We start from the raw sequence: 25,658 nt of genomic DNA on the forward strand, positions 1-25,658 counted from the left end.
CGCCACTCGGGCGGGGAGCAGCGCCCTGCGCCGCTGGGGCGGGGGTAGGATCGACGGATCGGAGATGGGAAGGCTTCGGCACGGGTCAGGTCCATTCTCCGCCCTCTCACCACAGATTTCCAGGGGGAGCTTGTCTCACCCGACGTTGGCACAGAGGGAGGACAAGGGCCTCATGCAGCTGGTCGAGACAAATGTACACAAATACACAGGGCACACCGGCGGCTTCAGATAACGCCGAGGAGGCAGACGTGAGATTCTTCGATGACAATTCCATGTATTCAGGCCCGCCTCTCAGCAGTGAGATGGTTGGCCGTGCACAGGCGAATCTTGGAGTCAGGTTGCCTGACGCCTATATCGAAGTGCTTCATGAAAGAAACGGCGGAATTCCGGTTCGAAGGTGTTTCCGAACGACCAGGCGCACATCATGGGCTGAGGACCATGTCGAGATCTCCGCTCTCCTCGGACTCGGATTTGACCGAGGGATAGATGGTGAGCTTGGTAGTGCATGCCTGATCCAGGAGTGGGGGTATCCCGACATTGGTGTCGTCATTTGTGACACGCCATCCGGTGGTCACGATACGGTGATGCTCGACTACCGTGAATGCGGTCCGGAGGGCGAGCCTCGGGTGGCGTACGTCGATGAGGACCGCAGCATCCTGCTCTTGGCACAGAATTTTGCTGAGTTCGTCGCGGGCTTACTCGACTGCGACGAGTTGCAGAACTCGAAAGGCTGACACGCGAGCGACACGGCAACGGCAAGCTGCTCGCGCCGGGGGGTTCACCGGGCGCGAGAGCGATGACGAGCTCGGGCTCGTGAACATGAAGGGCAGGATGTACGATCCCGGGATCGGCCGGTTCTTGACCACCGACCCGCGCGTCTCCTTCGTGTTCTTCGGGCAGAGCTGGAATCCCTACAGCTACGTGCTCGACAGCCCGCTCAACTACGTGGATCCGAGCGGGTTCGAGCCGGAGTACCGGCTTCCGGTCGATCCCAATTACGAAGGCTACCGCGATGATCCCGAGGTGCAGCGTATCCTGACTTGCAGCGGGCTCGAGTGCCTCAAGACGGTGCCCAGCCCGGTGGAAGGCTCGCGTGAGGCTGCCGAGGTCGGTGCGGCGGCGCCGCCGGTCGACGTCGGCACGACCGGAAGCTCGTCCGGGCATGTGCCGCAGCCGGTGACCGCAGCGCCGATCGACTGGTCGCAGAACCCTTATGTGCAGATCGAGGGAGGGTTCGTCGCCGGGCTCTTGCTCGGGGCGGTTCCTTTCGCGGGCGTCGGGCATGGGCTGCTGGATGCCGCGGGCGTGCTGGCCCATGGGACGCCGGAAGCCAGGATGGGCCTGGCCATCGGGCAGATCGTGGGTGGGCTCGCCGTCACGATCGGGGGCTTGACGGGGGAGGTCTTCGGGGGCATCACGAGCGCCACCGGAGTCGGCGCGGCGATCGGCGTGCCTGCGATCGCCGTGTCGGCCGGGCTCGTCGTCGGTGGGGTCGGGAACATCGCGGCGGGGATCCAGGGGCTGTCGCAGGCGCTGATGTCGCAAGGACCGGCAGTCACCGCCCCGCAGGCGGCCGCACCTGCCGCAAGAGGAGGAGATAGTGCGACGGCTGCTCGTGGCAGGTCGGTTCATCGAGAGTTTGCGGAAAAAGTGAGAGCGAAGCCCGGGTGGCAAGCCGAACCGCGTTTGGTGGATCCAGCGACAGGAAAGACAGTCGTCCCTGACGCGATTACCCCCAAGGGCCATCCCATCGAGTTGAAACCCGATACGCCCAGCGGGCGAGCTGCAGGCAGGAGACAAATGACGCGCTATGAACGTGCGACAGGCAAGAAAGGTCGAATAATCTACTACGAGCCATAGACGATCATGACAAAGAACCGCATCAGCAAGACTATTCACGAAACGCTCTCCAGCGCACTAACGCCTCATGGATTCAAGCGACGGGGCGATGACTATATCCGGCGAATCGACGCGGTGTCGCATGTTGTAAATGCGCAGCGCTCACGATGGAACAAGGGCAACCGGGTGAGCTTCACCCTCAACTGCGGCGTACATCTCTCGCACGTGACATCAACCTTCCGAAACCTTCCTGAGCCTGCTCAACCCAAGCTGACGGATTGCTGCATTAGCGCGAGAATTGGCATGTTGACCGCGTCGCGGCTCGATATTTGGTGGGAGCTTGGCGACTCCGACGACACGGACGAATACGTCGAAGTTCAACGGGACGTCGCCATGAGGACGACCGACTCGGTGATTCCATTTCTTGGACGATTCGAAGCCGAGTACCAGGTCGCGGAGTTTCTCTCTTCCACGTGCACAGGAGCCGACGAGTTAATCGACCCTCGCGCTCAGGCATTGCGGATGGCCTATGCCGCCGTAATCTGGAGAAAGCTCGGGGATGCCGACAGATGTTCAGCGTGCATCGAGGAAGCCGTGCGACAATCGAAGAGGACACCGCTCCAAGACGTGATCGTTGCCTTTGCAAACAGGTGGCGGGCCGACAGTCGCTCCAATCCGCTGATCGCCTGAGGCAACGTGGACTCGGGACACGACGGAGGCGGAATCAGCGATGCGCCACTGGGTTTTACTCGATTCCTTCGCGGGGCACGTCCAGCACACATGGCGCTGGGCTCCTGAGCTGCCGAGCCAGCCCAGGCCGGAGCAGTTCGAGATCGCGTTCGTCGACGTGAAGCGGACGGTCGTCCCGACGAACCACAACGCGACCTACTTCACGCTGCCGACCGGGCGTCGGGTGAGGCGGGCGCAAGGGATCTATCCGAGCGCTGGGTGCTCGGTCAGCTCCAGACGCAGAAGGAGTGCAGCGCGGCGGCCGGGACATCGCAGTGCCGGCCCCTCACGCGGCATGTTCCCCGAGAAATACGCGAATGCGGCCGGCCACGCGTCCCTCATGGCGTACGACGACGCGCTCGGCCTGCTGCTCAGGCGGGTCGGCCCGAATGAGCCCGTCACCGAGTGGCAGTGCGACGGCTTCGGGCGCTTCGGCGTCGAGCGGAGCTTCGGACGACGAAGTGGACCTGGTACACGGCGGCGCACGGGATCGGTAAGCTCCACACGCTCACGAGCCCGGATGGCGACAAGAAGTACGGGTACACCCGCTTCGCCGAGGTGCAAGACCTGGACTACGGGTATGACGATCTCCTGAACCTCACACACCGCACCGATGCGCTTCAGCGCCGGAACACGACGGAGCGCTTCCGGTACGACGCTCTCCAGCGGCTGACCTGCGCGTACTTCAGCGAGGCGGAGAGCGCGTCGGCGCCTTGCGCGATCCGCTACGACCACGCGCCGGACGGCAATCTCACCTTCACGTCGGACGCCGGCACGCTCGCCTACGACGATCCGTCGCACCCGCACGCCGCCACCGGCGCAGCGCTCGTCACGGGCAGCTTCGGCTACGACGCTGTCGAAAATCAGATCGCGCGCCCCGGCGGCACGGCCGTGCGCTACACGCCGTTCGACCTGCCGGAGCGCATCACGCAAGGCACGAGCACGGTCACGTTCGCCTACGACGGCGACCAGCAAGTTCCACAACGATCCGGAGGTGCGTCGCATCCTGAGTTGCAGCGGGCTCGAACCCAACCATCCCTTCTTCAATCAGGTAGAGGGTCCGCGTGAGGCTGCGGAGGTCGGCGCGGCGGCGCCGCCGGTCGACGTCAGCACGACCGGAAGCTCGTCCGGGCATGTGCCGCAGCCGGTGACCGCGGCGCCGATCGACTGGTCGCAGAACCCCTATGTCCAGATCGAGGGAGGGTTCATCGCCGGGCTCTTGCTCGGGGCGGTCCCTTTCGCCGGCGTCGGGCATGGGCTGCTGCACGCCGCGGGCGTGCTGGCCCATGGGACGCCGGAAGCCAGGATGGGCGTCCGGCAACGCATCGTTCCGCACCGGGACGATCGCCGCACCCGCATCGACGGGCGCTGGAACCCCCGAGGCCTCCGGAACGGGTCGCGCCCCCTCTCCGGCAAGCCAGCCGGCCTTCCCAGAAGGCCGACGAGCTCCGAGAAGAACCCGATGGGCCTGCGCCAGCACGGCGGCGACCCGTTCCAGAAAGCGCGAGGGCATCCCCGGTCAGGTCGGCGACCTGCCGGGGAACCCTCCCGGTGTCGCCACCGGGTCGACGACCTGTCCGGAGATCCCTCTGGGGGTCGCGGATAGGTCGCCGACCCGTCCGGCAACCCCACCGGCATCGCCGATAGGTCGTCGACCCGTCCGGCAACCCTCCCGGCGTCGCCCGCAGGGACACGACCCGCCCGTCCACCCCGGAAGGCTCCCGGACACAGGGGTCCCCTAGCGCCGCCATCCCCTTCCCGTGTTCACGGAGAGCTTCCGCCGTACAGGGAGAGAGATGAACAGCAACAAAACCATCAATCCTTCTCCTCCCTTCACCCCCCTCGCGCGTGCCCTCTGCCTCCGGCGCTCCACGGCCCGCGTCGCATCCATGCTCTCGGGCGCCGCCGCATCACCGGGAGCACGTTGGCGACGTCCAGAGCGCTGGACTCGATATACCCGCGTTCATAGCGTGGCACCATGGACCAAACATTCGATGCTTCGGTGTATGTTCGCGCTCCCATCATCAACATCGCCAATGGCGTGACCCTCGCCAACGCGCTGGTCGCGGCCTGTCCCGAGGCGGCGCCCGAGAACGTCGCCAAGGCGTGCACGAAGCTGAAGGCCGCCGCGGAGGCAGGCCAGAAGGCGCTCACCGCGCGCCGCCGCGAGAACGGCGTCCTGTCCGAGGAAGACGGGCGCGTCCTCGACCGGGAGGCCGACGCGAGCTTTGGAGCGCTGCGCATGCGCCTCGTCGCGTACTCGATGCTGCCCGCAGAGCGCTTCCCGAAGGCGCGGCGCGCGGGGGAGCTCGTCAACGAGCTCTTCGGCGATGACGGCCTGTCGTTCCTCGCCGCCGAGTACTCCGTGCAGAACACGGTGATGGCCTCCATCGTCGAGCACATCCAGGAGGCGGGGCTCCAGCCGGAGATCGACGCGCTCGCAGGGCCCGAGTTCCTCGAGCAGATCGGCAACGTCGTGCCCCGCTACGACATGATGGTGAAAGACAGGCTCCAGAAGGAGGCCGCGGCGACATCGAACCTCACCCCCGTGGTACGCGCCATCCAGTCCGCCATCGTGAGCTATGCGACCAAGGTCGCCGGCATGGTCGACGAGGACGACCCCGCGACGCTCGATACCGTCCGGAGGGCCCTCCGCCCGCTCGACGCGCACCGCGAGACCGGCGCCCGACGCGCGCAGGGCGCCACCAGGGGCGAGGCGGCGAGCGGCGCACCGGCAGCGCCGGCCTCCCCGGCAGCGCCGGCCTCTCCGGCAGCGCCGGCGACCGGGGCTGGCGCGGAGGGTGGCGGGGAGCTGAGCGCGCCGGCCTGACGCCGGCCCTGGCTCCGGCAATGCGACCGCACCGGAAGCATGGCCCACCTTGCGCCGCGCGGCGCGCGCCTGCAAAGCTGGAGCATGCGCCTCGCCGACCTGAAGAACGATTTCGTCTCCCGGCGAATCTTCGCCAACCACCCGGACATCCTGCGCGGCCTGCTCACCGCGACCTCCGCCGACGAGGTCATGACGGAGAGCTGAGCGCGGTCCCCGGTGCCCGGCGCGTCGACCAGCTCACCCTGTGGCAGCCACGACGAGGCGCGGGCCATGAAATGACGGAGCCGGTTGTACCAGGCTCATGACGTGGCGGCGCCGGGCGCATCCGGGATAGAACGCTGTCTCGCTCGAAAGGGACACTCCATGCCGCTCCAAACACCCCCTCCGATCCACACCGAACGCCTCGACTACGCCGAGGGCGAGACGATCTGCGAGGCGTACGTCGCGCACGACGCCTCCAGCGCCGCGAAGCGGCCCTGCGTCCTCATCGCCCACGCCTGGGCGGGGCAGAACGAGGCCATGCACGAGAAGGCCGCGGAGCTGGCCAGCCTGGGCTACGTCGGCGTCGCCATCGACGTGTACGGCAAAGGGGTCCGCGGCGGCGAGATGGACGACAACTCGCGGCTGATGGCGCCGTTCCTGGAGGACCGCGGCCTGCTCCGCAGGCGCCTCCTGGCGGGCCTCGCGGCGGCCAGACAGCACCCGCTGGCCGACCCCGACCGCATCGCGGCCATCGGGTACTGCTTCGGAGGGCTGTGCGTCCTCGACCTCGCGCGGAGCGCCCCGCCGGGCCTGCAAGGCGTGGTGAGCTTCCACGGCCTGCTGCACCCGCCGAACCTGGGACCGCAGGCGCCCATCACGGCCAAGGTGCTCGTGCTCCACGGCTGGGAAGACCCCATGGCGCCCCCCGCCGACGTGCTCGCCCTCGCGCGCGAGCTCACCGAGGCCAAGGCAGACTGGCAGATCCACGCCTACGGCCACGCGATGCACGCCTTCACCTACCCGGGCGCGAACCTCCCGCAGGCGGGCATCCGGTACGACGCCGCAGCCGCCAGGCGGTCGTGGGCCGCGATGCGGAGCTTCCTCGAGGAGATCCTCGATCACCGCTCAGGCTGAAACGCCGCGCGGCGCGCCGAGCCACGCCGCCCGCCCACGAGACGCGCCCCCGCCCGCCCACCACGAGACGCGCCCCCGCCCGCCCACAAAACGCGCGCGGGCGCCGGGCGCGCCGGGGAACCCCCCGCCGCCCGGCGCCCGCGACGCGCGGTCCTGAGCCGATCTACGCGACGAGCCTCGGGATCAGCTCGCCACCATGTTCGCGTGGTCGCCGTTCGCCCGGGCGATCACCGACGCCTTGATCCAGGTCCGCACCATCGTGAGGTGGCGCGCCTCGGCGGCGCGCGCGGCCATGAACTGATTCATGAGCTCCTCGTCGTTGAGGCCCTGGGAAATGTCGATGAGCACATCCCAGGCATCGTTGTCCGTGAGCTCGGCGATCAGCATCGCCTCCAGCGCGTCCGCCAGGTTCGTCCTCGGATCGGTGACGACCTTGATCAGGCCACACGAGGCGACCCCGTGGACGTCGGCCAGCGGCGTCTCCGCCGTGGGATCCGCGCCGAGGGTCCGGATCACCGAGGCGATCAGGAGGAAGTGCTCCGACTCCTCGCGGTAGATCAGCTCGATCTCCTCGCGCGTCGGCCCACCCTCGAACGACCCGAGCGCGTCGAACTTCGCGAGCACGCCCTTCCATAGCCGGCTGCCCGCCCGCTCGAAGGCGAGGCGCTCGCCCAGCTTGTCGAGCAGGACCAGCGGCGCCTCGCCCTTCAGCGCCTGGAGGGCCGTCTTCACGGCGCCCTTCAGCGTGCCAGGAGGAGGCATCGTGCCGACCCGCTCCTCCCGACGCGCGTAATGGGCAATGACGCTGGCGATCGCCGAATCGTCGCCCGCGCTGCTCGGGGGCATGATCCGCGCGCCCACGACGAGCTCCTTCGAGTCCATCGGCGACATGTCCATTCCGGTGCGGTTCATCCCCGCGGTCGTCTCGGCCTTCATGCTGACCTCATCTTGTAAACCTTCGCGCCGTTGCCGTTCGCGCCGTTGCCGTTCGCCTGCTTGCCCTGCGCCGCCTGGACCGCGAGCTCCGTCCCGGGGACGTACACGTACCCCGCAGCCACCGTCTCCGACGGCGAGCCGGCCATGTTCAGCCGATCACGGTAGGCGAGCGTCTGCGGCGTCTCCGGCACCTGGCGCGGATCCACGATGTTCTTCCCGACCGCGCGCAGGTGCACCTCGCCCTGCAGCACGCGGCGGACGAACTCGCGGTGGCTCCTGAACTCGATGGGATCCGGCAGCTCCGCCGGCAGGATCTCCGCCGCGTCGCGCCCCTCGATCTTCTCGAAGAGGCGGCGCACGTGCTGGAGCTGCCCGAGCTCGTAATCGACGAACCGCTCCCAGATCGCCTTGATCCGGGGGTTCGACTCGGACTGCGCACAGCTATAGTAATTGTAGACCTCGGTCGCCTCGTGCAGGAGCCACTTCTCGAGCCATGTCTCGCTGGGATCGATGATCGACTCGTACTGCGTGACGTGCTGCTCCTCGATGGAGGCGATCTCCGCGTAGAGCTGCCGCGCCATGGGGTCGGCGAACGTCGGCCCGACGTTCATGTAATAGTCGTGCGTCTGGTGCTCGGACGCCATGATCGTGAGCGCGTGCAGCTTGGTGAGCGGCGCCGCCGTCCTCCGGTCGTAGGGGGCCCGCAGGTCGTCGTCGGGGTGACGGTGCTCCACGCTCGTGGGCCTGCCGGGGCAGACGTCCGTGTAACACTGCAGGATGTTGTTCGAGTCCTTGCCGTGCACCCGGTCCATGAGCGCCGAGTAGCGGTAGAGATGGTCGAAGTCCTCGAGCATCCCGAACCGGTACACCTGCGCCATGTACTCGTCGGGCTCATGCATCGCGACCGACGCGGTGACCTCGATGGCCACCTGCTCGAAGCCGATGGTGGTCTCGAGCACGGACAGATCGCCCGGCAGGAGCCAGTTCACCATCGTCTGCTGGTGGTGCTCGACCCGGCGGATGAGGGCGAGCTCCCGCTGGAGCGCGCCGTTCATGCGGGCGCAGGCATGCGAGAAGCGCACGGCCTCCGACTCGATGCCGTTCATCAAGATGATCCGGACGCGGGTGAACGCGTCATCGTTCAGCTTGCTGGACGGGATGCTGACCAGCTCCCGCCAATCGAACTGCTGCTTGTCGAGCGGGGTGCCCCGCTCGTTCAACAAATCAAGTGCCACCTTGACCTCCAGTCTCCGGGGTGTGTGCAAGGGGCGCTCCACGCGGGAACGCCCGCCCTGTTCGCGAGGGTCAAGCGCCGCGATGGGGCACTTGGCCACGTCTGTCGCAAATCGCCTGGGCGCTACTTTCCTCCGGCGCTCATGACGTGCGCGTACCACGTGTTGACGAAGTCCGAGATCGCCGCGGCGCCGAGCAGGAAAGAGGCTCCTCGCGTGACGCGGGGCGACACGAAATATCCGATGGTCAACGCCAGCGAGGCCCACATCGCGGCGCACCGAGGACACGTGAGGAGCTCTCCGACGGCGCGCGTCATGCCCTCGCCGCGCGGCTCCTCGTGCGTCCCGCCCGCGGGGTCCTGCTCCACGTCGGTGAACGGCGCGCGCACCGCGCGGGCCACCTTGTCGCGCGTGATCAGCCGGCTCAGGCGGTTCGTGGCGAGCCCGAGCAGCGCCGCGTCGCGGAGGGGAATGCGCGACGGAAGCGGTCGCCCGGCACGTTCCATGAGCGCGAAGGCGCCAGCCGACAGGGCCAGGTAAGTCCCCATCAGCTTGACGTAGTGGGCGAGGGGCTCGTCTTCATGGCCCTGCCCCAGCAGCGCATCGAAGGTCAGCATGACCGCGGCCACACGCAACCAGCATGCCCTGCGGGCTCCAGCGAGGGCCGGAGCGCGGATTGGCGGGCTCGACAGACGTGGTGGGTGAGATGGAATCCAGAGACGTCGTGGCGCGCCATGAGCGGGCTCTGCAGCGATGTGTGGCGCGGGCGTGAGGGAGCGCCCGGGCGAGGTGAGCTGTCGAGGCGGGCCGAGGCGGGCTGTCGAAGCTCGGAGGAAGGATCGATGTCCGCGGCCTGCGGATCAGGTCTTGCTCGGGCCCGTCTCTTCCCACCACCTGGCCATGCGCACCTGCATCTCCTCCACGGAGACGTCCTCGATGACGGCCGAGAGGACCCAGTGGTGGCCGAACGGGTCCTCGATCCTCCCCTCGCGACGGCCGTAGAACTGGTCGTCGATGGGATAGATGATCCTGGCCCCGGCCTCGACGGCGCGCGCGGCGACGGCGTCGGGGTCCTCGACGTTGAGCGTGAGGGCGATCGGCGTGCCGCCGAGCGCCCTCGGGCCGCGCGCGTTCCACTGGGGGGCCTCGTCCGCGACGCTGACGAGGGAGTCGCCGATCACGAGCTCGGCGCAGACGATGGCGCCGCCGAGCCTGGGGTCGGCGAGGCGGAGCTTCTCTGTCGCGCCGAACGCCTTCTTGTAGAACGCGATGGCGTCCGACGCGCCGGCGACGACGAGGTGCGCCACGAGGGTGTGGTACGGGGGCGGGGCGATGGGGTGCTGTCGCTTGGTCATGGACGGAGCATGTCCACGGGCGCAGAGCGGGTATTGTAAAAACGTGCCGGCCGGATCAACCGCCGGCGCGGCGCTGCTGCCAGGGCTGGGGCAGCCGAGGGCGCCAGGTCGGGTGGCAGGGGCGGCTCAGCCGCCGAGGGGGACGTGGTTCCGCTCGCGGCGCTTCGCGGCGTACTCGGTCGGGGTCAGGCCCGCGAAGGCGCGGAAGTCGTGGATGAAGTGCGCCTGGTCGTAGTAGCCGCACGCGGCAGCCACGCCGGCCCACGAGACGCGCTCTCGGCGATCGATCGCCGAGAGGGCCTGCTGGAAGCGCCGCACGCGGCAGTAGCGCTTCGGGGTGAGGCCGACCTGCTCGGTGAAGCTGCGGATGAACCGCCGCGAGCTCATCCCGAGCTGACCGATGACGTCGGAGACGGTGTACGCGCGGGACGGGTCGGCGAAGGCGGCGAGCGCGAAGTCGACCGCGGGGTCGCGCGCGGGCGAGCGCGCGGAGAGGCGCGCGGGAGGGCGGAGGAGACGCGCCGCGAGGGCGGACTCGAGGGCGCGGAGCCTGGCCTCGGGGGTGCTCGCCTCGAGGACGCGCTCGCGGACGAGGGCGGCCTCGCGGCCCCAGAGCGCGTCGAGCGAGACGTGGGTCCCGCCGAGGGCCTCGGCGTCGGGGCCGAAGAACGGGAACGCGCCGCCCGGGGTGAACTCGGCGCCCACGATCGCGCGCTGCTCGGCCGTGTCGATCGCGAAGTGCTCGGCGTGGGCGCCGCAGACGGCGATGCCGGAGAGGCGGTGGCAGCGGGCGGGCGAGGGGGCGGGGGCGGCGGGGGCGGCGAGGGCGGCGGCGGCGGCGGCCGCGGTCGCGGTCGCCGCGGCGGGGTCGTACCAGCGGAGCTCGTCCTCGGCGAGGTTGATGAGGAGGCTCATGGAGCCGGTGGGGAGCACGCGCTCGAGCAGATCGGGGAGCTCGGGGGCGGCGTAGTACCAGAGCTGGCCGACGAAGCGGGCGAGAGGGGGAGACGGGGTGCGGGTGACGAAGTGCATGGGGCGCCCGGGGGAGGAGGCAGCATGCCATGGGTGGGGGCGCGCGGCGCGGGGAGGCCGCGGCGAGGGGATTCCGGGCGCGCGGAGCTGCGGTCGAGCGACGAGCGGGACGCTCGCGCGATCAGGACGGCCCGGCGACCTCGGTGGCGCGCGTGATCACCACCTTCCCCCGCGCGCGCAGCGTCTCCACATAGCGGACCGCGTCCGGCACCCCGCTCAGGGGATAACGCCGATCGATCACGGGCATGACCCTGCCCCCTTCGATCAGCTCCTTCACGGCGACGAGATCCTTGGCGTTCGGGCGCGCCGCGTGGAGCTTCATCGCTCTCGACCCGGACCACAGCCCCAGGAGCCCGACCCGCAGAAAGGCCCCCGTGGTCCCTCCGATGAGCACGTACGTGCCGCCGTCCCGCAGCACGCGCCGGTAATCGGAGACGGCTCGGTACGCCGCGGAGTCCAGGATCACGTCGTATTCGTGCCCGCTCCGGGTGACGTCCACGCGCGTGTAGTCGACGACGTGATCGGCGCCCAGCGACCGCACCAGATCGACGTTTCCGGTGCCGCACACCCCGGTCACCTCCGCGCCCAGCGCCTTCGCGATCTGAACGGCGAACGTCCCCACGCCCCCGGACGCGCCGTTGACGAGCACCCGCTGCCCGGCCTGGACCCGCCCGCAGTCGCGGAGCGCCTGGAGCGCCGTCACCGCCGCCATCGGGACCGCCGCCGCCTCCTCGAAGCTCACGTTCGACGGCTTCGGGGCCAGCGCCTCCTCCGAGGTGCAGACGTATTCCGCGAAGCCGCCCCACCCGTGAGAGGACAGATCCCCGAACACCTCGTCCCCCACCCGGAACCGGGTCACGCTCTTTCCCACCGCCTCCACCCGACCAGCGATGTCCGCGCCGGGCACCCGGTGCCTCGGCGCGAGGAGCCCGAAGCCGGCGAACCGAAGGAAGAACGGATCCGCCCGCATCATGTGCCAGTCGGCCGCGTTCACCGCCGCCGCCTCGATCCGCACGAGCACGCCGTCGTCCCCGGGCGCCGGCGTGGGGATCTCCTCGAGGCGCAGGTTGTCGGCCGAGCCGTATTCGTACTGAACAATCGCCTTCATCGAACTCTCCCGGGCGAGCCCCCGCGCGCCCGCTGCGATGGTGATCCCGGACGGTGCGCGCCGCCGCTCCGCGCAGGAGCCTTTCCGCTCCGCGCGGGAAGACCGTGACCCGCGCGGCCGCCCGGCGGTACCCACCCCTCGTCCCCGCGCCCTCGCGCCCCGGCGCCCCCGCGCCCCGGCGCCGGGGCAGGTGAGCGTCGCCCTCCCCGGGGCGCTCAGCCCAACGTCGATGGGCTCACGCCGAACCGCTTGCGGAACGCGGCCGCGAACTTGCTCGGATTCTCGTACCCGACCCGCTGCGCCACCTCGGTCACGTTGCACGCCCGCTGGCGCAACAGGCGCTGGGCCTCGTCCAGCCGGTGGTGGCGGAGGTACGTGAAGACAGGCGCGCCGAAGAGCGCGCGAAAGCCCTCCTTGAGCTTCACCTCGTTCAGCCCCGCGTGCCGCGCGAGCTCGGGCAGCGTCGGCGGGTCGACCATGCGCGCCAGCAGGATGCTCCGCGCCCGCTCGAGGCGCGCGATGTCGTGCTGAGAGAGGACCGGCGACGCCGCGCGCTCGCTCTCCTCCAGCAGATCGACCATGGCCGCCATCAGCTCGAGCCCCTTGGCCTCGAGGTGAAGCTGCCGGGAGACCCCCCTGGCATCGCAGCCGAGGATCTCGTCGAGCAGCCGGTACAGGGGCGTCGACATGGCCTGCGCCGCGCGCGGGTAACCCCCAGTGTGGGCCACGATCCGCTCGATGGGCGCGGGCAGGACCTTCGCGCCGAGGAGCTCGCAGAGCCGCCGGGCGTCGATGGTCAGGCAAATGTTGTCCTGATCCTGACCGCGGGCGGACTCGTCCCATTCGCAGACGAGCCTCATCGGCCTCTTCACCTGGCCGACATGGAACGTCCCGCCCCCGAGGAGATGGTCGTCTCCATCGCTGCTCCTCACCCGCATGACGGGCCCCCGCGACAGGACGAACTCCAGCACCATCGGCGCGTGCTCGACGACCATCGCCGCCGCCTGCTCCCACCGGCACCGGACCGCAGCGAGGGAGATGCCGGAGCGCAGGGTGAAGGCGCTGATGGAGCCCGTGTTCCCCCGCAGATCCCAGCGTATCCGGCGCTCGAACGGGGTGGGCGCCTCGATCGCAGCGGCGCTCCGGAGGACGCCGGCCGCGAACTCCTCGAGATCGCGCTCGCTCCCGTCCATCCGCATGATCTCCATCGAGCACGTCATACCACGCGCCGACCCCGGCCGGGCGGGCGCGAGGGCGAGCTCCGCCCGGCTCCGAACGTCAGAAATCCCCGCCAGAACGACCGGTCGGTGACGAGCGGCCGCCGAAAATAGTGGCGATTGCCATCGTTTGCCGCCTGCTTCGCCGCCGAGGGCGGCTCCGGTGCCGCCCATCGGGGCGCCCTCCGCCGCCGCGTCGCCCGTGGTCAAGGGCCCGCCGCATCACCGGTGTGGTTGGCATCATGGGTCCAGGCGCCGCTTGGGCTGCCTCGTCCCATCCAGGGGGCCGCCTGAACGAAGCAGCCTGCGGCGCCGGGCCGCGACGCTCGCTGCCGCGGCGGCGGAGGCGCTCGCCGAGCACCCGGCTCGCGCTCGATATGTCGGCGCGGGAGAACGCAGAGCGCGAGCGCGCAGCGTTGCAGGAGGAGAGCATCCGGGTGCAGCAGAGCCGGCTAGCGGAGCTGTCCACGCCGATGATCCCGGCTCGGCCGCTTCGGCGGTGAGCTATCCGGCCGGCGGCCGCGACGCGCGGCGTCCCATGGCCGCGAGCGCCGCAGCTGCCTCAGTCGATCGCGAAGGTGGACAGGCGGGCGGCCCCACGGAACACGAGGTAGACGTCGCGTCGCCCGTAAGCGCCGTCGAGCTCGGCGGTCGCGGTGGCGTATGCATACACGTCGCCCGTGCTCGGCACGACGGCGGTCCCAACCAGCTTGCCGCGGACCGGATCGTCGAGCCGGATCTCGACGAGCGCGTCGCCCGCCTCGGCGCGGGCGAACCCGCCGCTGAAGTGGCTGGCGCCGCTGCCCAGCTCCACATCGGAGAAGCGGAGCCAGTCGCCCGCGGTGGCGCCTACGGCATCGCCCCACTCCATGCTCTCGTCGACCAGCTCGATGCCGGCATAGTCGTCGAAGTCGACTGCCCGCGTCTCGCGGGCGAGGTCGCGCGCCGGGATGCGCTCGCCGCGCACGCGCACGGTCGTGCGGCGGCGGATGTCCGCCGAGGAGGAGCCGACCATCAGCTCGACGCCAGCCGCCTCGAGCACCCAGCGGCCCCGAGTCACGTCCCAGTGGGCGAGGTCGGAGGCGGCGAAATCGAGCTCGACCGTCCGCTTCTCGCCCGGCGCGAGGTGGACCCGCTGAAACGCCCGAAGCTGCTTGGCGGGCTGCGGATCGCGCGACGACGGCTGGCGGCTGTAGAGCTGAACGACCTCGTCGCCGGCCCGCTGGCTCCTGTTCGTGACGTCGACGCGCACCGAGATCGTGTCGCCGGCCTGGACCGACCGGGCGCTCAGCTGGAGGTTGTCATACCCGAAGGTCGAGTACGACAGCCCGTACCCGAACGGATAGAGCGGATCACCGTCGAAGTAGAGATACGTCCGCCGGGCCTTGATGATGTCGTACTCGAGGATGTCTGGCAGGTCGTCCGCCGAGCGGTACCAGGTCTGGGTCAGTCGCCCGGCAGGGTTGTGGTCGCCGAAGAGGACGTCGGAGATGGCATGGCCGGTCTCCTGGCCCGCGTGGGTGGTCCACAGGATGGCAGGGACGTGGGACTTCTCCCACGGGATGGTCATCGGATAGCTGGTCTCGAGCACGACGATGGTGCGCGGATTGGCGGCGAGCACCGCCCGTACCAGGGCGGACTGCCCCGCGGCCAGCGCCATCGTCGTGCGGTCGTGATCCTCCCGCCCGTTGATGAACGGCATGCTGCCAACGACGACCACGGCGGCATCGGCGCCTGTCGCCGCGCGCACCGCTTCATCCACGCCGCTCCGGACCACGTCGACCTCGAAGCGAGCCGCGTCGGCCGCCTCGGTCGCGGTCAGGGCGAGCGCGCCGTCCTCGGCGATGGTCAGGTAGACCTCGGGTCCGGCCCAGTCGAACGCCTTCTCGTATCCGGCGTAGCGGATGACGTGCGTGCCGTCGCCCTGCGGCTCGAGGACGAACTGCTGCTGGACGAACCAGTCGTAGGGCTGGGCGGCGCGGTTCGCGAAGTTGGCGCCGAAGTTGAAGCGGTCGACCACCTTGCCGTTGGCTGCGCTCCGCAACGTGACGATGCCCTGCCCCCAGTCGAACACGTCGAACTCCTCGGTGGGACCCGCGCTGGCAGCGCTGACGCGGAGGATGTCCCCATCGTCGTCCGCGCCGGCGCTCACGTAACGGCCGCTGGCGACGTCGCGCAGCACGATCCGGTCCACGCCCTCGCTGGAGAGGATCGTGGCGCCGCCGAGCCGCTCGCGGATGCCGGTAAGGGGCGTGACCCGGTACGGGAGCGCCCCGGAGTACCAGTCCGTGTAGAGCGTGTCCGAGAGAGGCCCGACGACCGCGATCCGCCGCGTGGCCGACGGGTCCAGCGGCAGGAGGCGACGCTTGTTCTCGAGCAGCACCATGGCCTCGTCGGCGGCCCGGCGGGCCAGCTGGCGGTGCGCCGGGCTGTCGATGACGTCGGGCCCGATGCCGGCGAAGGGGCCCCCCTCCGGATCGAAATCGCCGAGCCGGAGGCGGACGGAGAGGACGTGCTCGACGGAGGCGTCGATGTCCTCCTCGGCGAGGAGCCCTTGCGCGAGCGCCGAGCGGAGGGTCTCGATGGTGGGCGCGCTGTCGTTGTTGTCGACGGTGAAGCTGTCCACGCCGGCCAGGAGCGTCGCCGCGAAGGCCTCCTCCTTCGTGGCGAGGTACCGCTGCGAGCTGGTCAAGTTGGAGGGGGCCCAGGCGTCGGACACGTTGTAGAGCGTCTTCTGCGTCCAGCTCCGCACGACGTCGCCGACATCCGGATTGACGGTGGCCGGCCTGCCGTTGACCAGGTTGTAGGAGGTCATGACGCCGGTCACGGCGTCGGCGGCGATGGGCATCTTGAAGGCCAGCTCGTCATACTCGTGCTTCACGCGCGGGCGCAGGTTCGACGACGTGGTGTCACGACGGATCTCGTTGTTGTTGGCGAGATAGTGCTTGATGACCGGCGCGGTCTTCAGGTAGAGCGGGTCGTCCCCCTCGAGGCCGCGCCCGTAGGCGGTGGCGATCACACCGGAGAGGAGCGGGTCCTCGGAGTAGCCCTCCTCGTTGCGCCCCCAGCGCGGGTCGCGCAGGAGGTTGACCACGGGCGCCCATACCTGCAGACCCCAGACGCGAGGGGCGAGCGCGTGATAGCCGCGAACCTCGTCTCCGACAGCCTCGCCGACCCGCAGGATGAGATCCGGGTTCCAGGTCGTCGCCAGGCCGATCGCCTGCGGGAACACCGTGCCGGTCGCCGTCACGACGGCGCCGCCGTTGTCGCGATCGGTCGACCAGGCCACTCCATGCAGCGCCTCGGTGCCGGCCTTGAAGTCCGGAATGCCGAGCCGCGGAATGGCAGGCTGGAACTGATGCAAGAGCGAGAGCTTCTCGTCGAGCGTGAGCCGGCCGAGCAGGTCGTCGACGCGGACCTCGATCGGCAGACCGGGGTCCTGGAACGGCAGCATGTCACCCGCGCTCGAGTCCGACGGGTGCAACGCCAGCGCGAGGGCGAACGGAACGGAAGCAGTGATCAAGCGAGATCTCTTCATCGGTCGTCTCCTTTGGGGCCGCGTGCCGTGGCTGAGCCCTTCTCTTCCAGCGTGATGACCAGCTCGCCGCCGGCCGCCCTGACCAGCGCTCCTCCCGGGTGCTCCCCGCTCTCCCCGCCTTCAACGGCCACGACGCGGCGGTTGACGAGGAGAACGTTCCAGACACCTGGGGCGCCCGCGGCCTCCACCCGCATCACCGGGCCGCGCCGGGACGTGGTGAACGTCGTGACCGCGTCCCCGTCCGCGCCCGGGATCACCGTGGTGACGCGGGCGCCGTCCGCCGGCTCGACCACGCGCAGCGTCACCCCGTTCGCATGGTCGTAGTCGGGACGGTCCTCCACCGCGCCCTCGGGGATCACCGCCCCCGGCCGGACGAGCAGCGGCACGCTGTCGAACCCGTGGCGCTCGCGCACCCAGCGGCCGCCCTCGACGCGCTCCCCCGTGAGGTAGTGCGTCCACACGCCGCGCGGCACATAATAGGAGACCTCCCCGTCGGCGGAGAAGACGGGCGCCACGAGCAGGTCGTCGCCCAGCATGTACTGCCGCTCCAGATGCGTGCAGGCCGGGTCGTCCGGGAACTCGACGACCATCGCGCGCATCATCGGTAAGCCCTCGCCGTACGCCTGCCGCGCGGCCCCGGCCAGGTAGGGCATCAGCCGCATCTTCAGCCGGCTGAAGCGCCGCAGCACCTCCACCGACTCCTCGTCGAACAGCCATGGCACCCGGTAGGAGCGGCTCCCGTGCAGCCGGCTGTGCGACGACAGCAGCCCGAACGCGATCCATCGTTTGAACAGCGCCGGGTCGGGGGTGCCCTCGAACCCGCCGATGTCGTGGCTCCAGAAGCCGAAGCCCGACATGCCGAGCGACAGGCCGCCCCGCAGGCTCTCCCCCATCGCCTCGAACGTCGACTCGCAGTCGCCGCCCCAGTGCACCGGGAACTGCTGCCCGCCCGCCGTGGCCGAGCGGGCGAACACGACCGCCTCGCCCTCGCCGCGCCGCTTGCGCAAGAGCTCGAACACCGTCTGGTTGTAGAGGTAGGCGTAGTAGTTGTGCGCGCGTTCCGGGTCGGACCCGTCGTGGTAGACGACGTCGGTGGGGATGCGCTCGCCGAAGTCGGTCTTGAAGCAGTCCACGCCCATGTCGAGCAGCGCGTCGAGCTTTTCGGCGTACCACGCGCGGGCCTCGGGGTTGGTGAAGTCGACCACGGCCAGGCCCGGCTGCCACAGGTCCCACTGCCACACGTCGCCGTTCGGGCGCCGCAGCAGGTAGCCGCGCGCCCTGCCCTCCTCGAACAGCGGCGAGCGCTGCCCGATGTAGGGGTTGATCCAGACGCAGATGCGCAGGCCGCGCCCCTTGAGCCGGCGCAGCATCCCGGGCGGGTCGGGGAAGACGCGCGGGTCCCACTCGAAATCGCACCACCGGAACTCGCGCATCCAGAAGCAGTCGAAGTGGAACACGCTGAGCGGCAGGTCTCGCTCGGCCATCCCGTCGATGAACGAGGTGACGGTCGCCTCGTCGTAATCGGTGGTGAACGAGGTGGACAGCCACAGCCCGTATGACCAGGCCGGCACCCGCGCGGGCCGCCCGGTGAGCGCGGTGTACTTGCGCAGGATCTCCCTCGGCGTCGGCCCGTAGATGAGGAAGTAGCGCATCGATTGGCCCTCGACGCTGAACTGCGCCCGCGCCATCGCCTCGGAGGCCACCTCGAACGACACGCGCCCGGGGTGGTCGACGAACACGCCGTAGCCCGCGTTGGTGAGGAAGAACGGCACGTTCTTATACGCCTGCTCGCTGGACGTGCCGCCGTCGGCGTTCCAGATGTCCACGGCCTGCCCGTTCTTGACCAGCGGCCCGAACCGCTCGCCGAGGCCGTACACGAAATGGTCCACGCCGAGGTCGAGCTGCTCGCGCACGTAATGGCGGCCGTCGTCGGTGTCGATGATCGCCATCGCCTTCTGCGCGCTGCCGGTGAGGCGGCGGCCCCCGGCCAGGAAGTCCAGCCTCCACCCCTCGCGACGCCCGACCCGCACCGACAGCGCGCCGGAGGTCAGCGTCGCCGCGTCCTCGTCCACCGTCACCTCCCCGGTCGGGTCGGTGGTCAGCTCGAACGCCGGGCCGCGGGGCCGCTCGCCCGCGAAGTGCGTGATGGTGACGCCGATGACGCCCGGCATCGGGGATGCGCAGGAGACGGTCACCACCGGGCCCTTGAGCAGGTCGCCGCGGTGCCGGATCCGCTGGACGGGCGCGTGCACGACGAACGTCGCCGGCCCGGCGTCGATGTCGAGGACCTCCGCCGGGTGAGCCGCGTGCACGCCTTTGCGCATCATCCAGTAACCGTCGCTGAACTTCATTCCTTGATCGCTCCTGCTGTGAGGCCGCGCGACAGCGTGCGTTGGAAAATGAGAAAGAAGACGACGGTCGGCAGCAGGCCGAGCAGCGCGGCGGCGCTGGACATGGTGGCGTCCATCAGCCGCTGGCCCTGCAGCACGCCGAGCGCGACCGAGACCGTCTGGTTGTCGTTGGAGATGAGAAAGATGAGGGGGATCAGGAACTCGTTCCAGGTCCAGATGAAGAAGAAGACGAGCATCACGGTCAGCGTGGGCCACACGACCGGCACGACCACCCGCCACAGGATCTGCCACCGGCTCGCGCCGTCGATCCGCGCCGCATCCAGGAGCGGCCGGGGGAACGCCGACATCACCGACGACAGCAGGTAGGTGCCGAACGCGCTCTGGATGACGGTGAACACGATGATGACGCTGATCCGGGTGTCGTAGAGACCGAGCTTGTTGGCCAGGGTGTACAGCGGGTAGACCAGCGACTCCTGCGGCAGCGTGTTGGCCATCAGCAAGAGGACCAGCACCGACATCCGGAGCTTGATCCGGCCGACGCCCAGCGCGTAGGCGTTCAGCACCGACAAGAGGACCGCGAGCACGGCCACCGAGCCGCTGATGAGCAGGCTGTTGAGCAGGACATCGCCGAAGCCGACGCGCTCCCAGAACTCCCTGATCCCCTCGAGATAGACTCCCTCCGGTGGGGCGAGCGGGCCATTGGCGGTGTACTCCTCCGGCGTCTTCAGCGCGTTGAAGACCACCACGGCGAAGGGGATCAGCATGATCCCGGCGAGCGCGCTCAGCGCCACCAGCACCGCGTAGGCCGACGGGCCCCGGCGGCGCCGCCGCGGCCGGCTCCGCGCGGGCGCGCTCACCGGGCTTTGGGCCAGCGCCACGGTCACTGCTCTTCCCCCAGCTCACGGCCCTGCAGCCGCAGGAAGGCGATGGTGAGCGCGAGGATGAGCAGCGTCAGCACGGTGGCGATCGCCGAGCCGTAGCCGACGTCGGTCTTCTCGAAGAAATGGACGTAGGAGTAGTAGGACGGCACGTTGGTCGCGCCTCCTGGGCCGCCCCTGGTGAGCACGAAGATGTGCGGGAACGCCTTGAGCGCCGCGATCGTCGTCCACAGCAGCACCACGAAGATCTCGGGCTTGATCTGCGGGATCGTGACGTGCCAGAAGCGCTGCGCCCACGAGGCCCCGTCGATCTCGGCCGCCTCGTACAGCGAGGGGTCTACGCGCTGCAGCCCGGACATGAAGATCACGAGGGGGAATCCGATCTGCATCCAGACCATGACCCCCATGACGCTCCACAGCGCGGTGGCGGGATCGCCGAGCCAGTCGTGCGCGAGCGAGCCGAGCCCGATCGCGTCCAGCAGGTCGTTCACCGCCCCGTTCTCGGGGGCGAGCAGCCAGCTCCAGACGATGCCCGCGATGACGATCGGCAGGACCTGCGGCAGGTAGATGCAGGCGCGCAGGACGCTGGCGGCGCGCGGGCCGAAGTGCCGGTCGATCAGGTCGGTCAGGGCGGAGGCCAGCACGAGCCCGATCATCGTCGGGATGATCGCCATCCCGACGATGACCAGGATATTGTGACGGAACGACGCCCAGAACTCGCCGTCCGTCGCCAGCTCCCGGTAGTTGTCCAGCCCCACCCACTTCGGGGTGCCGACGCCGGCCCACTCGGTGAAGCTGGTCCCGACGTTCATCAGGAACGGCGCCCCGATGACCCCGGAGAACAGCAGCAGTCCGGGGATCAGGTAGGGCAGGTAGGCGAGCCCGTCACGCCCTGTCGAGCTGCGTGCTGTCACTTGGGCAGCCCGCTGTCGTACGTCTTCTGGATGCCGCCGAGCACCGACTGCGGCGGATCGCCGTTCATGAGCTTCTGGGTATGCGAGACCCACTGGTCGTAGAAGCCCGGGACCGGCCAGTCCGGGTAGTACGCCAGGCCGCTCGACTGGGCGAGGGTGTCGAAGCCGTCGATGAGCTTCTTGGCCCTGGGCTCGGTGATGGCCGCGCTGTCCGCCGCCACCGGGACGCCGCCGGCGTTGCCGAGGATGTCCTGGATCTTCTTCTTCAGCGTGATGTCGATGAAGTCGTAGGCCAGCTGCTTGTTCTTCGCTCCCGCCGGGACGACCCACAGGTTGCCGCCCGAGCCGAGGGTCATCTTGGCGCCGGGCCACACGAAGGTATCCCAGTCGAATTTGGCCTCCTTGGCCACGCGCCCGAACCACCAGGTCCCGGAGAACATCATCGGGAACTTGCCGCTCATGAAGCCCACCCCGGCGTCCTCGGCCTTGGTGCTGACCGAGCTCTTGGCGATGTAGCCCTTGGTCACCCAGTCGGCGAACGTGGTCGCCCCGTGCGTCCAGGCCGGGTCGGTGAAGTCGGTCTTGCCGGTGTAGCGCTGGAACGCGTTCACCCACGGCTGGTCGGCCTTGTCCAGCGCGAGCTGGTAGACGTACTGCTGCGCCATGTACTCGGCGCCGGCGTTGGCCAGCGGGGTGACGCCCTTGGCGACGAACGCGTCCATCGCCTTGGTGAGCTCGTCGAACGTGGTCGGGACCTTGATGTCGTGTCTCTTGAACAGGTCCTTGTTGTAGTAGACCAGCGTGTACTCGGCGTAGTTCGGCACGCCGTACCACGTGTCGCCGCCCATGATGCCCTTCTCATCGTACTTGGCGACGACCTGCACGCCCGGGCCGATCCGCTTGTCCCAGCCGCGCTTGGTTGCCTCGGGCGTGAGGTCCTGGAGCAGGCCCTGCTTGGACAGCAGCCCGGCGGTCGCGTTGCCCTTGTTGTACTCCATGACGTCGGGGGCGCTGCTGGAGTTCAGGATCATGGGCGCGGTCTTCTGGATCTGCTCGAAGCCCTTCTCCTCGAGCTTGACCTTCACGCCCGGATGGGTGGCCTCGAACTCCTTGATGGCCTCGTTCCAGGCCACGCCCATGGCGCTGCCGGGAGCCTCGTAGTGCCAGACCCGCAGCTCCTTGCCGCCGGACGCGCCGTCGTCGCTGCGGCCGCACGCGGCCAGCGTCAGGGCACCTGCGGCGAGCACGGCGAGCAGCGCTGCGCCCTTGACTCTTCCGATCATAAAATTCCTCCGGGACGAGAAGTAGACGTCGGCCCTCCTCGTCGAAGCGCTTCGAGTTGCCGGGATGTTTACCCGCATGTTAACGTTCACACAACCGGTTAAGCGGAAGAAAGTCGTTGAGTATGCGCCGAAGTTGCCGGGCGTTTGCCCTCATTGTAAATTTCACACAAACCGGTTAAGTGAAGGAATTCGCTGACCACGCGTTCATCGAGGCGGAGCGGGTGCGCCGAAGAACTCGTCACGCTGCGCCGTGGAGTCAGGCTCACCCGCGTTATGACGGCTCTCTCTTGCGTTGGAGCAGATAGATGAACGTACGACTCGTTGCAGGTATTTTCGTGCTGGCGCTATCGGTAGCCGCGGGATGCGGAGACGATGACGGCCAAGGGGGCGCCGGCGGCCATGGCGGCTCTGGCGGTGACGGCGGCGTCGACGCCACGAGCAACGGAACTGGCACCGGCGGCGGCGGCGCAGGGCCCACCGGCACCGGCGGCGGTGGCGGCGCAGAGCCCACCGGCACCGGCGGCGGCGGCGCAGAGCCCACCGGCACCGGCGGCAGCGGCGGCGCCGACCCCACTGGCACCGGTGGCAGCGGCGGCGGCGGCGGGCCGGCGGGCACGCTGTACGAGGCCTGCGCGACGGACGATGAGTGCGCCGGGGACATCTGCCTCTCCGAGGAGGAATTCGGATACCCATCTGGGCTCTGCTCGGTCCTGTGTGATCCGGCGGCCGAGCCAACGCCGGGCGGAGCGTGCGACGGCGGGGTCTGTGTCGATCTCTTCGAGGGCGAGGGCGCGTGTCTCTCGCTCTGCGGCGCGTCGTCAGAGTGCCGCGACGGGTATGCCTGCGAGGACACCGGCGGCGGCATCCGGGCCTGCGTCCCGAGGTGCACCTCGAACGCGCAGTGCCCCGCGCGCGGCGCGTGCGACACCCTGAGCGGCGTCTGCACGCTCGGCGAGACGGACTGCACGAACTACGAGGACGACGACGGGGACGGGTCCTACGACTGCGCGGACACCGAATGCGCCGCGACCTGCACCCCGGTCGCCGAGGCCGCCTGCGCGAGCGCGACACCCATCCTATCGACGACGATCCACGGCGATACGTCGGGGAGCACGAGCGGGCTGGAAGGGACGTGCTTCCTCGGCAACACGGGGCACGGACCGGAAGAGATCCACCTGTTCACGCCGCCCACCGGGCAGTCGGGCACGCTCTTGATCGAGCTCGAGTCGCCGACCGATCACAGCGTCTACGCCCGCAGCTCGTGCGCGGACATGCTCTCCGAGATCGACTGCTCCGACGAGAGCTCCCCCTACGACGGTCTGCCCGACGAAGAGCGGATCGAGATCCACGTGAGCGACGGCCAGGCCGTGCCGATCGTCGTCGACGCCTATGAGCCGCGGGAGGCCGGTCCCTACACGCTGAACGTCAGCTTCACGCCGATCGTCTGCGGCGACGGGTCCGTCGGCTCGATCGAGGAGTGCGACGACGGCAACACCACGAGCGGCGATGGATGCTCCGCCACGTGCGCCTACGAGCCCGACGTGCTGTGCGAGGACGCTGCCGAGCTCGTCATCGGCGAGAACACGGGCAGCACGGCGGCCGGCACGTCGGTGTTCGAAGGCAGCTGCATCGGATGGGACCTGCCGGAGGCGATCCACAGGTTCACGCCGCCGAGCGACGGCACGCTCACGCTGACGCTGTCCGCTGAGGCCGACCTGGGCTTCTACCTGCGCGAGAGCTGCGCGGACTCGGGCTCCGAGCTCGAGTGCGCCGACGGCGGAGGCCGCGGCGATGACGAGACGCTCGCGATCGATGTCACCGGCGGCGAGCCGCTGTTCGTCATCGTCGACACCTACATGCCGATCGGCGGAGGCCCCTACACGCTCACCGTCGCCTTCACCCCCGCTCCCTGAGCGCCCGCGCGCCGTCCGGCGCGCCAGGGTGCCCTCTCAAGGCTGCAGCTCGGGGGCGCCGGAGAGCCCGTCGCCGGCGCGCCCGCGCCGGCAGCCTCGATGTTCCGCAGGGCGCCGAACAGGTCGGCGCCGCCGAGGAGGTCCGACACGACATCGATGTTCATCCTGCTCCGGTGGATTCGCAGCCGGTCGAGTCCTCCCTCCAATCCGATGTGAGCACCACCCACCGGCCGCAGGACGGCCGCGCGCGCCGATGAGGTCGCTCAGGCGCTGATCCTGTCCTGCGCGCGCGAGACGATCCTCGCGCACCGCTCGCCCCCGAAACCTGCCAAGATGCGCCGCCATGGGATCCCGATCACACGTCCTGCGCGCGGTGCTCTGGGCGGCGGTCCTCACCGCCGCGCTCGCCGCGATGATCGTCCTCGGCTCGCGCAACCTGGCCCACTTCGACGCCGCCCTGGTCGGCTACACCTTCGCGACGCTCTTCGCCACGTTCGGCATCACGTACCGGTACGCGATGTGGCTGCAGCGCCCGCCGACCCGGATGTACTGGCGCCGCGGCTGGCAGGCCTTCCTGGCGCCGCGGTCGTTCTTCGGGAACCTCGCGCGCCTCGCCCAGCGCACCGGCACCGAGGTCGCCGGCAACCGCTTCATCTTCCGGCGCGGCGCGCTCCGCGGCCTCGCGCACTGGCTCCTCATGTGGGGCTGCATCCTCGCGTCAGCGATCACCTTCCCGCTGGTCTGGGGCTGGATCCACTTCGAGACCGTGCCCGGCGATCTCCAGACCTACCGCACCTTCGTCTTCGGCTTCCCCGCAGGCGACTTCCCCGTCGATTCGTGGCTCGCCTTCCTCGTGTTCCACGGCCTCGTCTGGTCGTCGTTCCTCGTGCTCGCCGGGGTCATGCTCGCCTTCCGCCGCCGCATGATCGACCACGGCGCGGCGGCCGTGCAGCAGTTCGCGGAAGACATCCTGCCGCTGGTCCTCCTCTGCGCGATCAGCGTCACAGGCCTCATGCTGACGGTCAGCTACACGTGGCTCCGGGGCTACGCATATGACTTCCTCGCGATCCTCCACGCGGTCACGGTGATCGTGACCCTTCTCTGGTTGCCGTTCGGAAAATTCTTTCATATCTTCCAGCGGCCCGCGCAGTTCGGCGTCGGGTTCTACAAGGATGCCGGCGCGCGCGCCGAGCAGGCCCGCTGCGCGCGGTGTTCGCGCGAGTTCGCGTCCGCCGCGATGATCCGCGACCTCATCTCCGTCGAGCGCGAGCTCGGCTTTCGTTACGAGACCTCCGGCCGCGCGACCCATTACCAGCAGATCTGCCCGACCTGCCGCCGCGCCCTGTTCGGGCTTGCGCAGGGCGCGCTGTGGCAGCAGAAAGGCTGA

At 69.4% G+C, this 25,658-nt stretch carries 21 protein-coding genes; 9 read left to right on the forward strand and 12 right to left on the reverse strand.

Annotated features, from left to right (window positions below):
• Positions 1 to 248: 248 nt before the first annotated feature.
• The 7 genes from WME76_RS28805 (at position 249) to WME76_RS28835 (ending at position 6,514) form a co-directional block, all read left to right on the forward strand.
• Entirely contained in the window at positions 249 to 734 is a 486-nt protein-coding gene (locus WME76_RS28805) for an SMI1/KNR4 family protein (protein WP_437955468.1), read from the forward strand.
• The gene (locus WME76_RS28810) at positions 640 to 1,860 is read left to right on the forward strand and encodes an RHS repeat-associated core domain-containing protein (protein ID WP_437955469.1); all 1,221 of its coding nucleotides are present in this window, start codon (positions 640 to 642) and stop codon (positions 1,858 to 1,860) included. The genes WME76_RS28805 and WME76_RS28810 overlap by 95 nt, the downstream gene beginning before the upstream one ends.
• Positions 1,861 to 1,866: 6 nt before the next feature.
• A complete protein-coding gene (locus tag WME76_RS28815) occupies positions 1,867 to 2,529 on the forward strand; it encodes a DUF4304 domain-containing protein (RefSeq protein ID WP_437955470.1) in 663 nt (220 codons plus the stop codon).
• 444 nt (positions 2,530 to 2,973) lie between these two features.
• Positions 2,974 to 3,636 (forward strand): hypothetical protein, encoded by a 663-nt coding sequence (locus WME76_RS28820; protein ID WP_437955471.1) that lies wholly within the window; start codon positions 2,974 to 2,976, stop codon positions 3,634 to 3,636.
• 910 nt (positions 3,637 to 4,546) lie between these two features.
• The gene (locus WME76_RS28825; RefSeq protein ID WP_437955472.1) at positions 4,547 to 5,398 is read left to right on the forward strand and encodes a hypothetical protein; all 852 of its coding nucleotides are present in this window, start codon (positions 4,547 to 4,549) and stop codon (positions 5,396 to 5,398) included.
• A gap of 39 nt (positions 5,399 to 5,437) precedes the next feature.
• The gene (locus WME76_RS28830; RefSeq protein ID WP_437955473.1) at positions 5,438 to 5,602 is read left to right on the forward strand and encodes a hypothetical protein; all 165 of its coding nucleotides are present in this window, start codon (positions 5,438 to 5,440) and stop codon (positions 5,600 to 5,602) included.
• A gap of 159 nt (positions 5,603 to 5,761) precedes the next feature.
• Entirely contained in the window at positions 5,762 to 6,514 is a 753-nt protein-coding gene (locus WME76_RS28835) for a dienelactone hydrolase family protein (protein WP_437955474.1), read from the forward strand.
• Between the two features lie 183 nt (positions 6,515 to 6,697).
• Here the strand turns inward: WME76_RS28835 and WME76_RS28840 are convergent, their stop codons facing one another.
• From WME76_RS28840 to WME76_RS28895, 12 genes are all read right to left on the reverse strand, one after another.
• Positions 6,698 to 7,450, reverse strand: coding sequence for a ferritin-like domain-containing protein (locus tag WME76_RS28840; RefSeq protein WP_437955475.1), 753 nt, complete (start codon positions 7,448 to 7,450; stop codon positions 6,698 to 6,700).
• The gene (locus tag WME76_RS28845) at positions 7,447 to 8,685 is read right to left on the reverse strand and encodes a hypothetical protein (RefSeq protein ID WP_437955476.1); all 1,239 of its coding nucleotides are present in this window, start codon (positions 8,683 to 8,685) and stop codon (positions 7,447 to 7,449) included. Before WME76_RS28845 ends, WME76_RS28840 begins: the two co-directional genes overlap by 4 nt.
• A 122-nt stretch (positions 8,686 to 8,807) precedes the next feature.
• Entirely contained in the window at positions 8,808 to 9,299 is a 492-nt protein-coding gene (locus tag WME76_RS28850) for a DUF1360 domain-containing protein (RefSeq protein ID WP_437955477.1), read from the reverse strand.
• Between the two features lie 243 nt (positions 9,300 to 9,542).
• Complete coding sequence (locus tag WME76_RS28855; RefSeq protein ID WP_437955478.1) at positions 9,543 to 10,037, reverse strand: VOC family protein; 495 nt, start codon at positions 10,035 to 10,037, stop codon at positions 9,543 to 9,545.
• A 126-nt stretch (positions 10,038 to 10,163) separates the two neighbouring features.
• A complete protein-coding gene (locus WME76_RS28860; RefSeq protein ID WP_437955479.1) occupies positions 10,164 to 11,069 on the reverse strand; it encodes a helix-turn-helix domain-containing protein in 906 nt (301 codons plus the stop codon).
• A gap of 121 nt (positions 11,070 to 11,190) precedes the next feature.
• Complete coding sequence (locus WME76_RS28865) at positions 11,191 to 12,177, reverse strand: NAD(P)-dependent alcohol dehydrogenase (RefSeq protein WP_437955480.1); 987 nt, start codon at positions 12,175 to 12,177, stop codon at positions 11,191 to 11,193.
• A 215-nt stretch (positions 12,178 to 12,392) separates the two neighbouring features.
• Positions 12,393 to 13,385, reverse strand: a complete 993-nt coding sequence (locus WME76_RS28870; protein ID WP_437955481.1) for a helix-turn-helix transcriptional regulator — start codon at positions 13,383 to 13,385, stop codon at positions 12,393 to 12,395.
• A 571-nt stretch (positions 13,386 to 13,956) separates the two neighbouring features.
• Positions 13,957 to 16,932, reverse strand: a complete 2,976-nt coding sequence (locus WME76_RS28875) for a glycoside hydrolase family 3 C-terminal domain-containing protein (RefSeq protein ID WP_437955482.1) — start codon at positions 16,930 to 16,932, stop codon at positions 13,957 to 13,959.
• The gene (yicI, locus tag WME76_RS28880; protein WP_437955483.1) at positions 16,929 to 19,283 is read right to left on the reverse strand and encodes an alpha-xylosidase; all 2,355 of its coding nucleotides are present in this window, start codon (positions 19,281 to 19,283) and stop codon (positions 16,929 to 16,931) included. The genes WME76_RS28875 and yicI overlap by 4 nt, the downstream gene beginning before the upstream one ends.
• Positions 19,280 to 20,047, reverse strand: coding sequence for a carbohydrate ABC transporter permease (locus WME76_RS28885; RefSeq protein ID WP_437962165.1), 768 nt, complete (start codon positions 20,045 to 20,047; stop codon positions 19,280 to 19,282). The genes yicI and WME76_RS28885 overlap by 4 nt, the downstream gene beginning before the upstream one ends.
• A 116-nt stretch (positions 20,048 to 20,163) precedes the next feature.
• Entirely contained in the window at positions 20,164 to 21,075 is a 912-nt protein-coding gene (locus tag WME76_RS28890) for a carbohydrate ABC transporter permease (protein WP_437955484.1), read from the reverse strand.
• A complete protein-coding gene (locus WME76_RS28895) occupies positions 21,072 to 22,358 on the reverse strand; it encodes an ABC transporter substrate-binding protein (RefSeq protein ID WP_437955485.1) in 1,287 nt (428 codons plus the stop codon). Before WME76_RS28895 ends, WME76_RS28890 begins: the two co-directional genes overlap by 4 nt.
• A 305-nt stretch (positions 22,359 to 22,663) precedes the next feature.
• Here WME76_RS28895 and WME76_RS28900 point away from each other — a divergent pair, with 305 nt between their 5' ends.
• Together WME76_RS28900 and WME76_RS28905 are read left to right on the forward strand one after the other, a co-directional pair.
• A complete protein-coding gene (locus WME76_RS28900; RefSeq protein ID WP_437955486.1) occupies positions 22,664 to 24,271 on the forward strand; it encodes a DUF4215 domain-containing protein in 1,608 nt (535 codons plus the stop codon).
• A gap of 343 nt (positions 24,272 to 24,614) precedes the next feature.
• Positions 24,615 to 25,658: an MFS transporter gene (locus tag WME76_RS28905; protein ID WP_437955487.1), complete on the forward strand. Its 1,044-nt coding sequence runs from the start codon at positions 24,615 to 24,617 to the stop codon at positions 25,656 to 25,658.

This window comes from Sorangium sp. So ce119 (assembly GCF_051524405.1).
Classification (GTDB): domain Bacteria; phylum Myxococcota_A; class Polyangia; order Polyangiales; family Polyangiaceae; genus Sorangium; species Sorangium cellulosum_G.

Coding starts and splice junctions, on each gene's coding strand:
- WME76_RS28885 (WP_437962165.1), bottom strand. CDS start 20,047: ATGCTGATCCCCTTCGCCGTGGTGGTCTTCAACGCGCTGAAGACGCCG.
- WME76_RS28840 (WP_437955475.1), bottom strand. CDS start 7,450: ATGAAGGCCGAGACGACCGCGGGGATGAACCGCACCGGAATGGACATG.
- WME76_RS28825 (WP_437955472.1), top strand. CDS start 4,547: ATGGACCAAACATTCGATGCTTCGGTGTATGTTCGCGCTCCCATCATC.
- WME76_RS28870 (WP_437955481.1), bottom strand. CDS start 13,385: ATGGAGATCATGCGGATGGACGGGAGCGAGCGCGATCTCGAGGAGTTC.
- WME76_RS28860 (WP_437955479.1), bottom strand. CDS start 11,069: ATGCACTTCGTCACCCGCACCCCGTCTCCCCCTCTCGCCCGCTTCGTC.
- WME76_RS28815 (WP_437955470.1), top strand. CDS start 1,867: ATGACAAAGAACCGCATCAGCAAGACTATTCACGAAACGCTCTCCAGC.
- WME76_RS28835 (WP_437955474.1), top strand. CDS start 5,762: ATGCCGCTCCAAACACCCCCTCCGATCCACACCGAACGCCTCGACTAC.
- WME76_RS28900 (WP_437955486.1), top strand. CDS start 22,664: ATGAACGTACGACTCGTTGCAGGTATTTTCGTGCTGGCGCTATCGGTA.
- WME76_RS28865 (WP_437955480.1), bottom strand. CDS start 12,177: ATGAAGGCGATTGTTCAGTACGAATACGGCTCGGCCGACAACCTGCGC.
- WME76_RS28905 (WP_437955487.1), top strand. CDS start 24,615: ATGGGATCCCGATCACACGTCCTGCGCGCGGTGCTCTGGGCGGCGGTC.
- WME76_RS28830 (WP_437955473.1), top strand. CDS start 5,438: ATGGCCCACCTTGCGCCGCGCGGCGCGCGCCTGCAAAGCTGGAGCATG.
- WME76_RS28850 (WP_437955477.1), bottom strand. CDS start 9,299: ATGCTGACCTTCGATGCGCTGCTGGGGCAGGGCCATGAAGACGAGCCC.
- WME76_RS28895 (WP_437955485.1), bottom strand. CDS start 22,358: ATGATCGGAAGAGTCAAGGGCGCAGCGCTGCTCGCCGTGCTCGCCGCA.
- WME76_RS28875 (WP_437955482.1), bottom strand. CDS start 16,932: ATGAAGAGATCTCGCTTGATCACTGCTTCCGTTCCGTTCGCCCTCGCG.
- WME76_RS28855 (WP_437955478.1), bottom strand. CDS start 10,037: ATGACCAAGCGACAGCACCCCATCGCCCCGCCCCCGTACCACACCCTC.
- WME76_RS28810 (WP_437955469.1), top strand. CDS start 640: ATGAGGACCGCAGCATCCTGCTCTTGGCACAGAATTTTGCTGAGTTCG.
- yicI (WP_437955483.1), bottom strand. CDS start 19,283: ATGAAGTTCAGCGACGGTTACTGGATGATGCGCAAAGGCGTGCACGCG.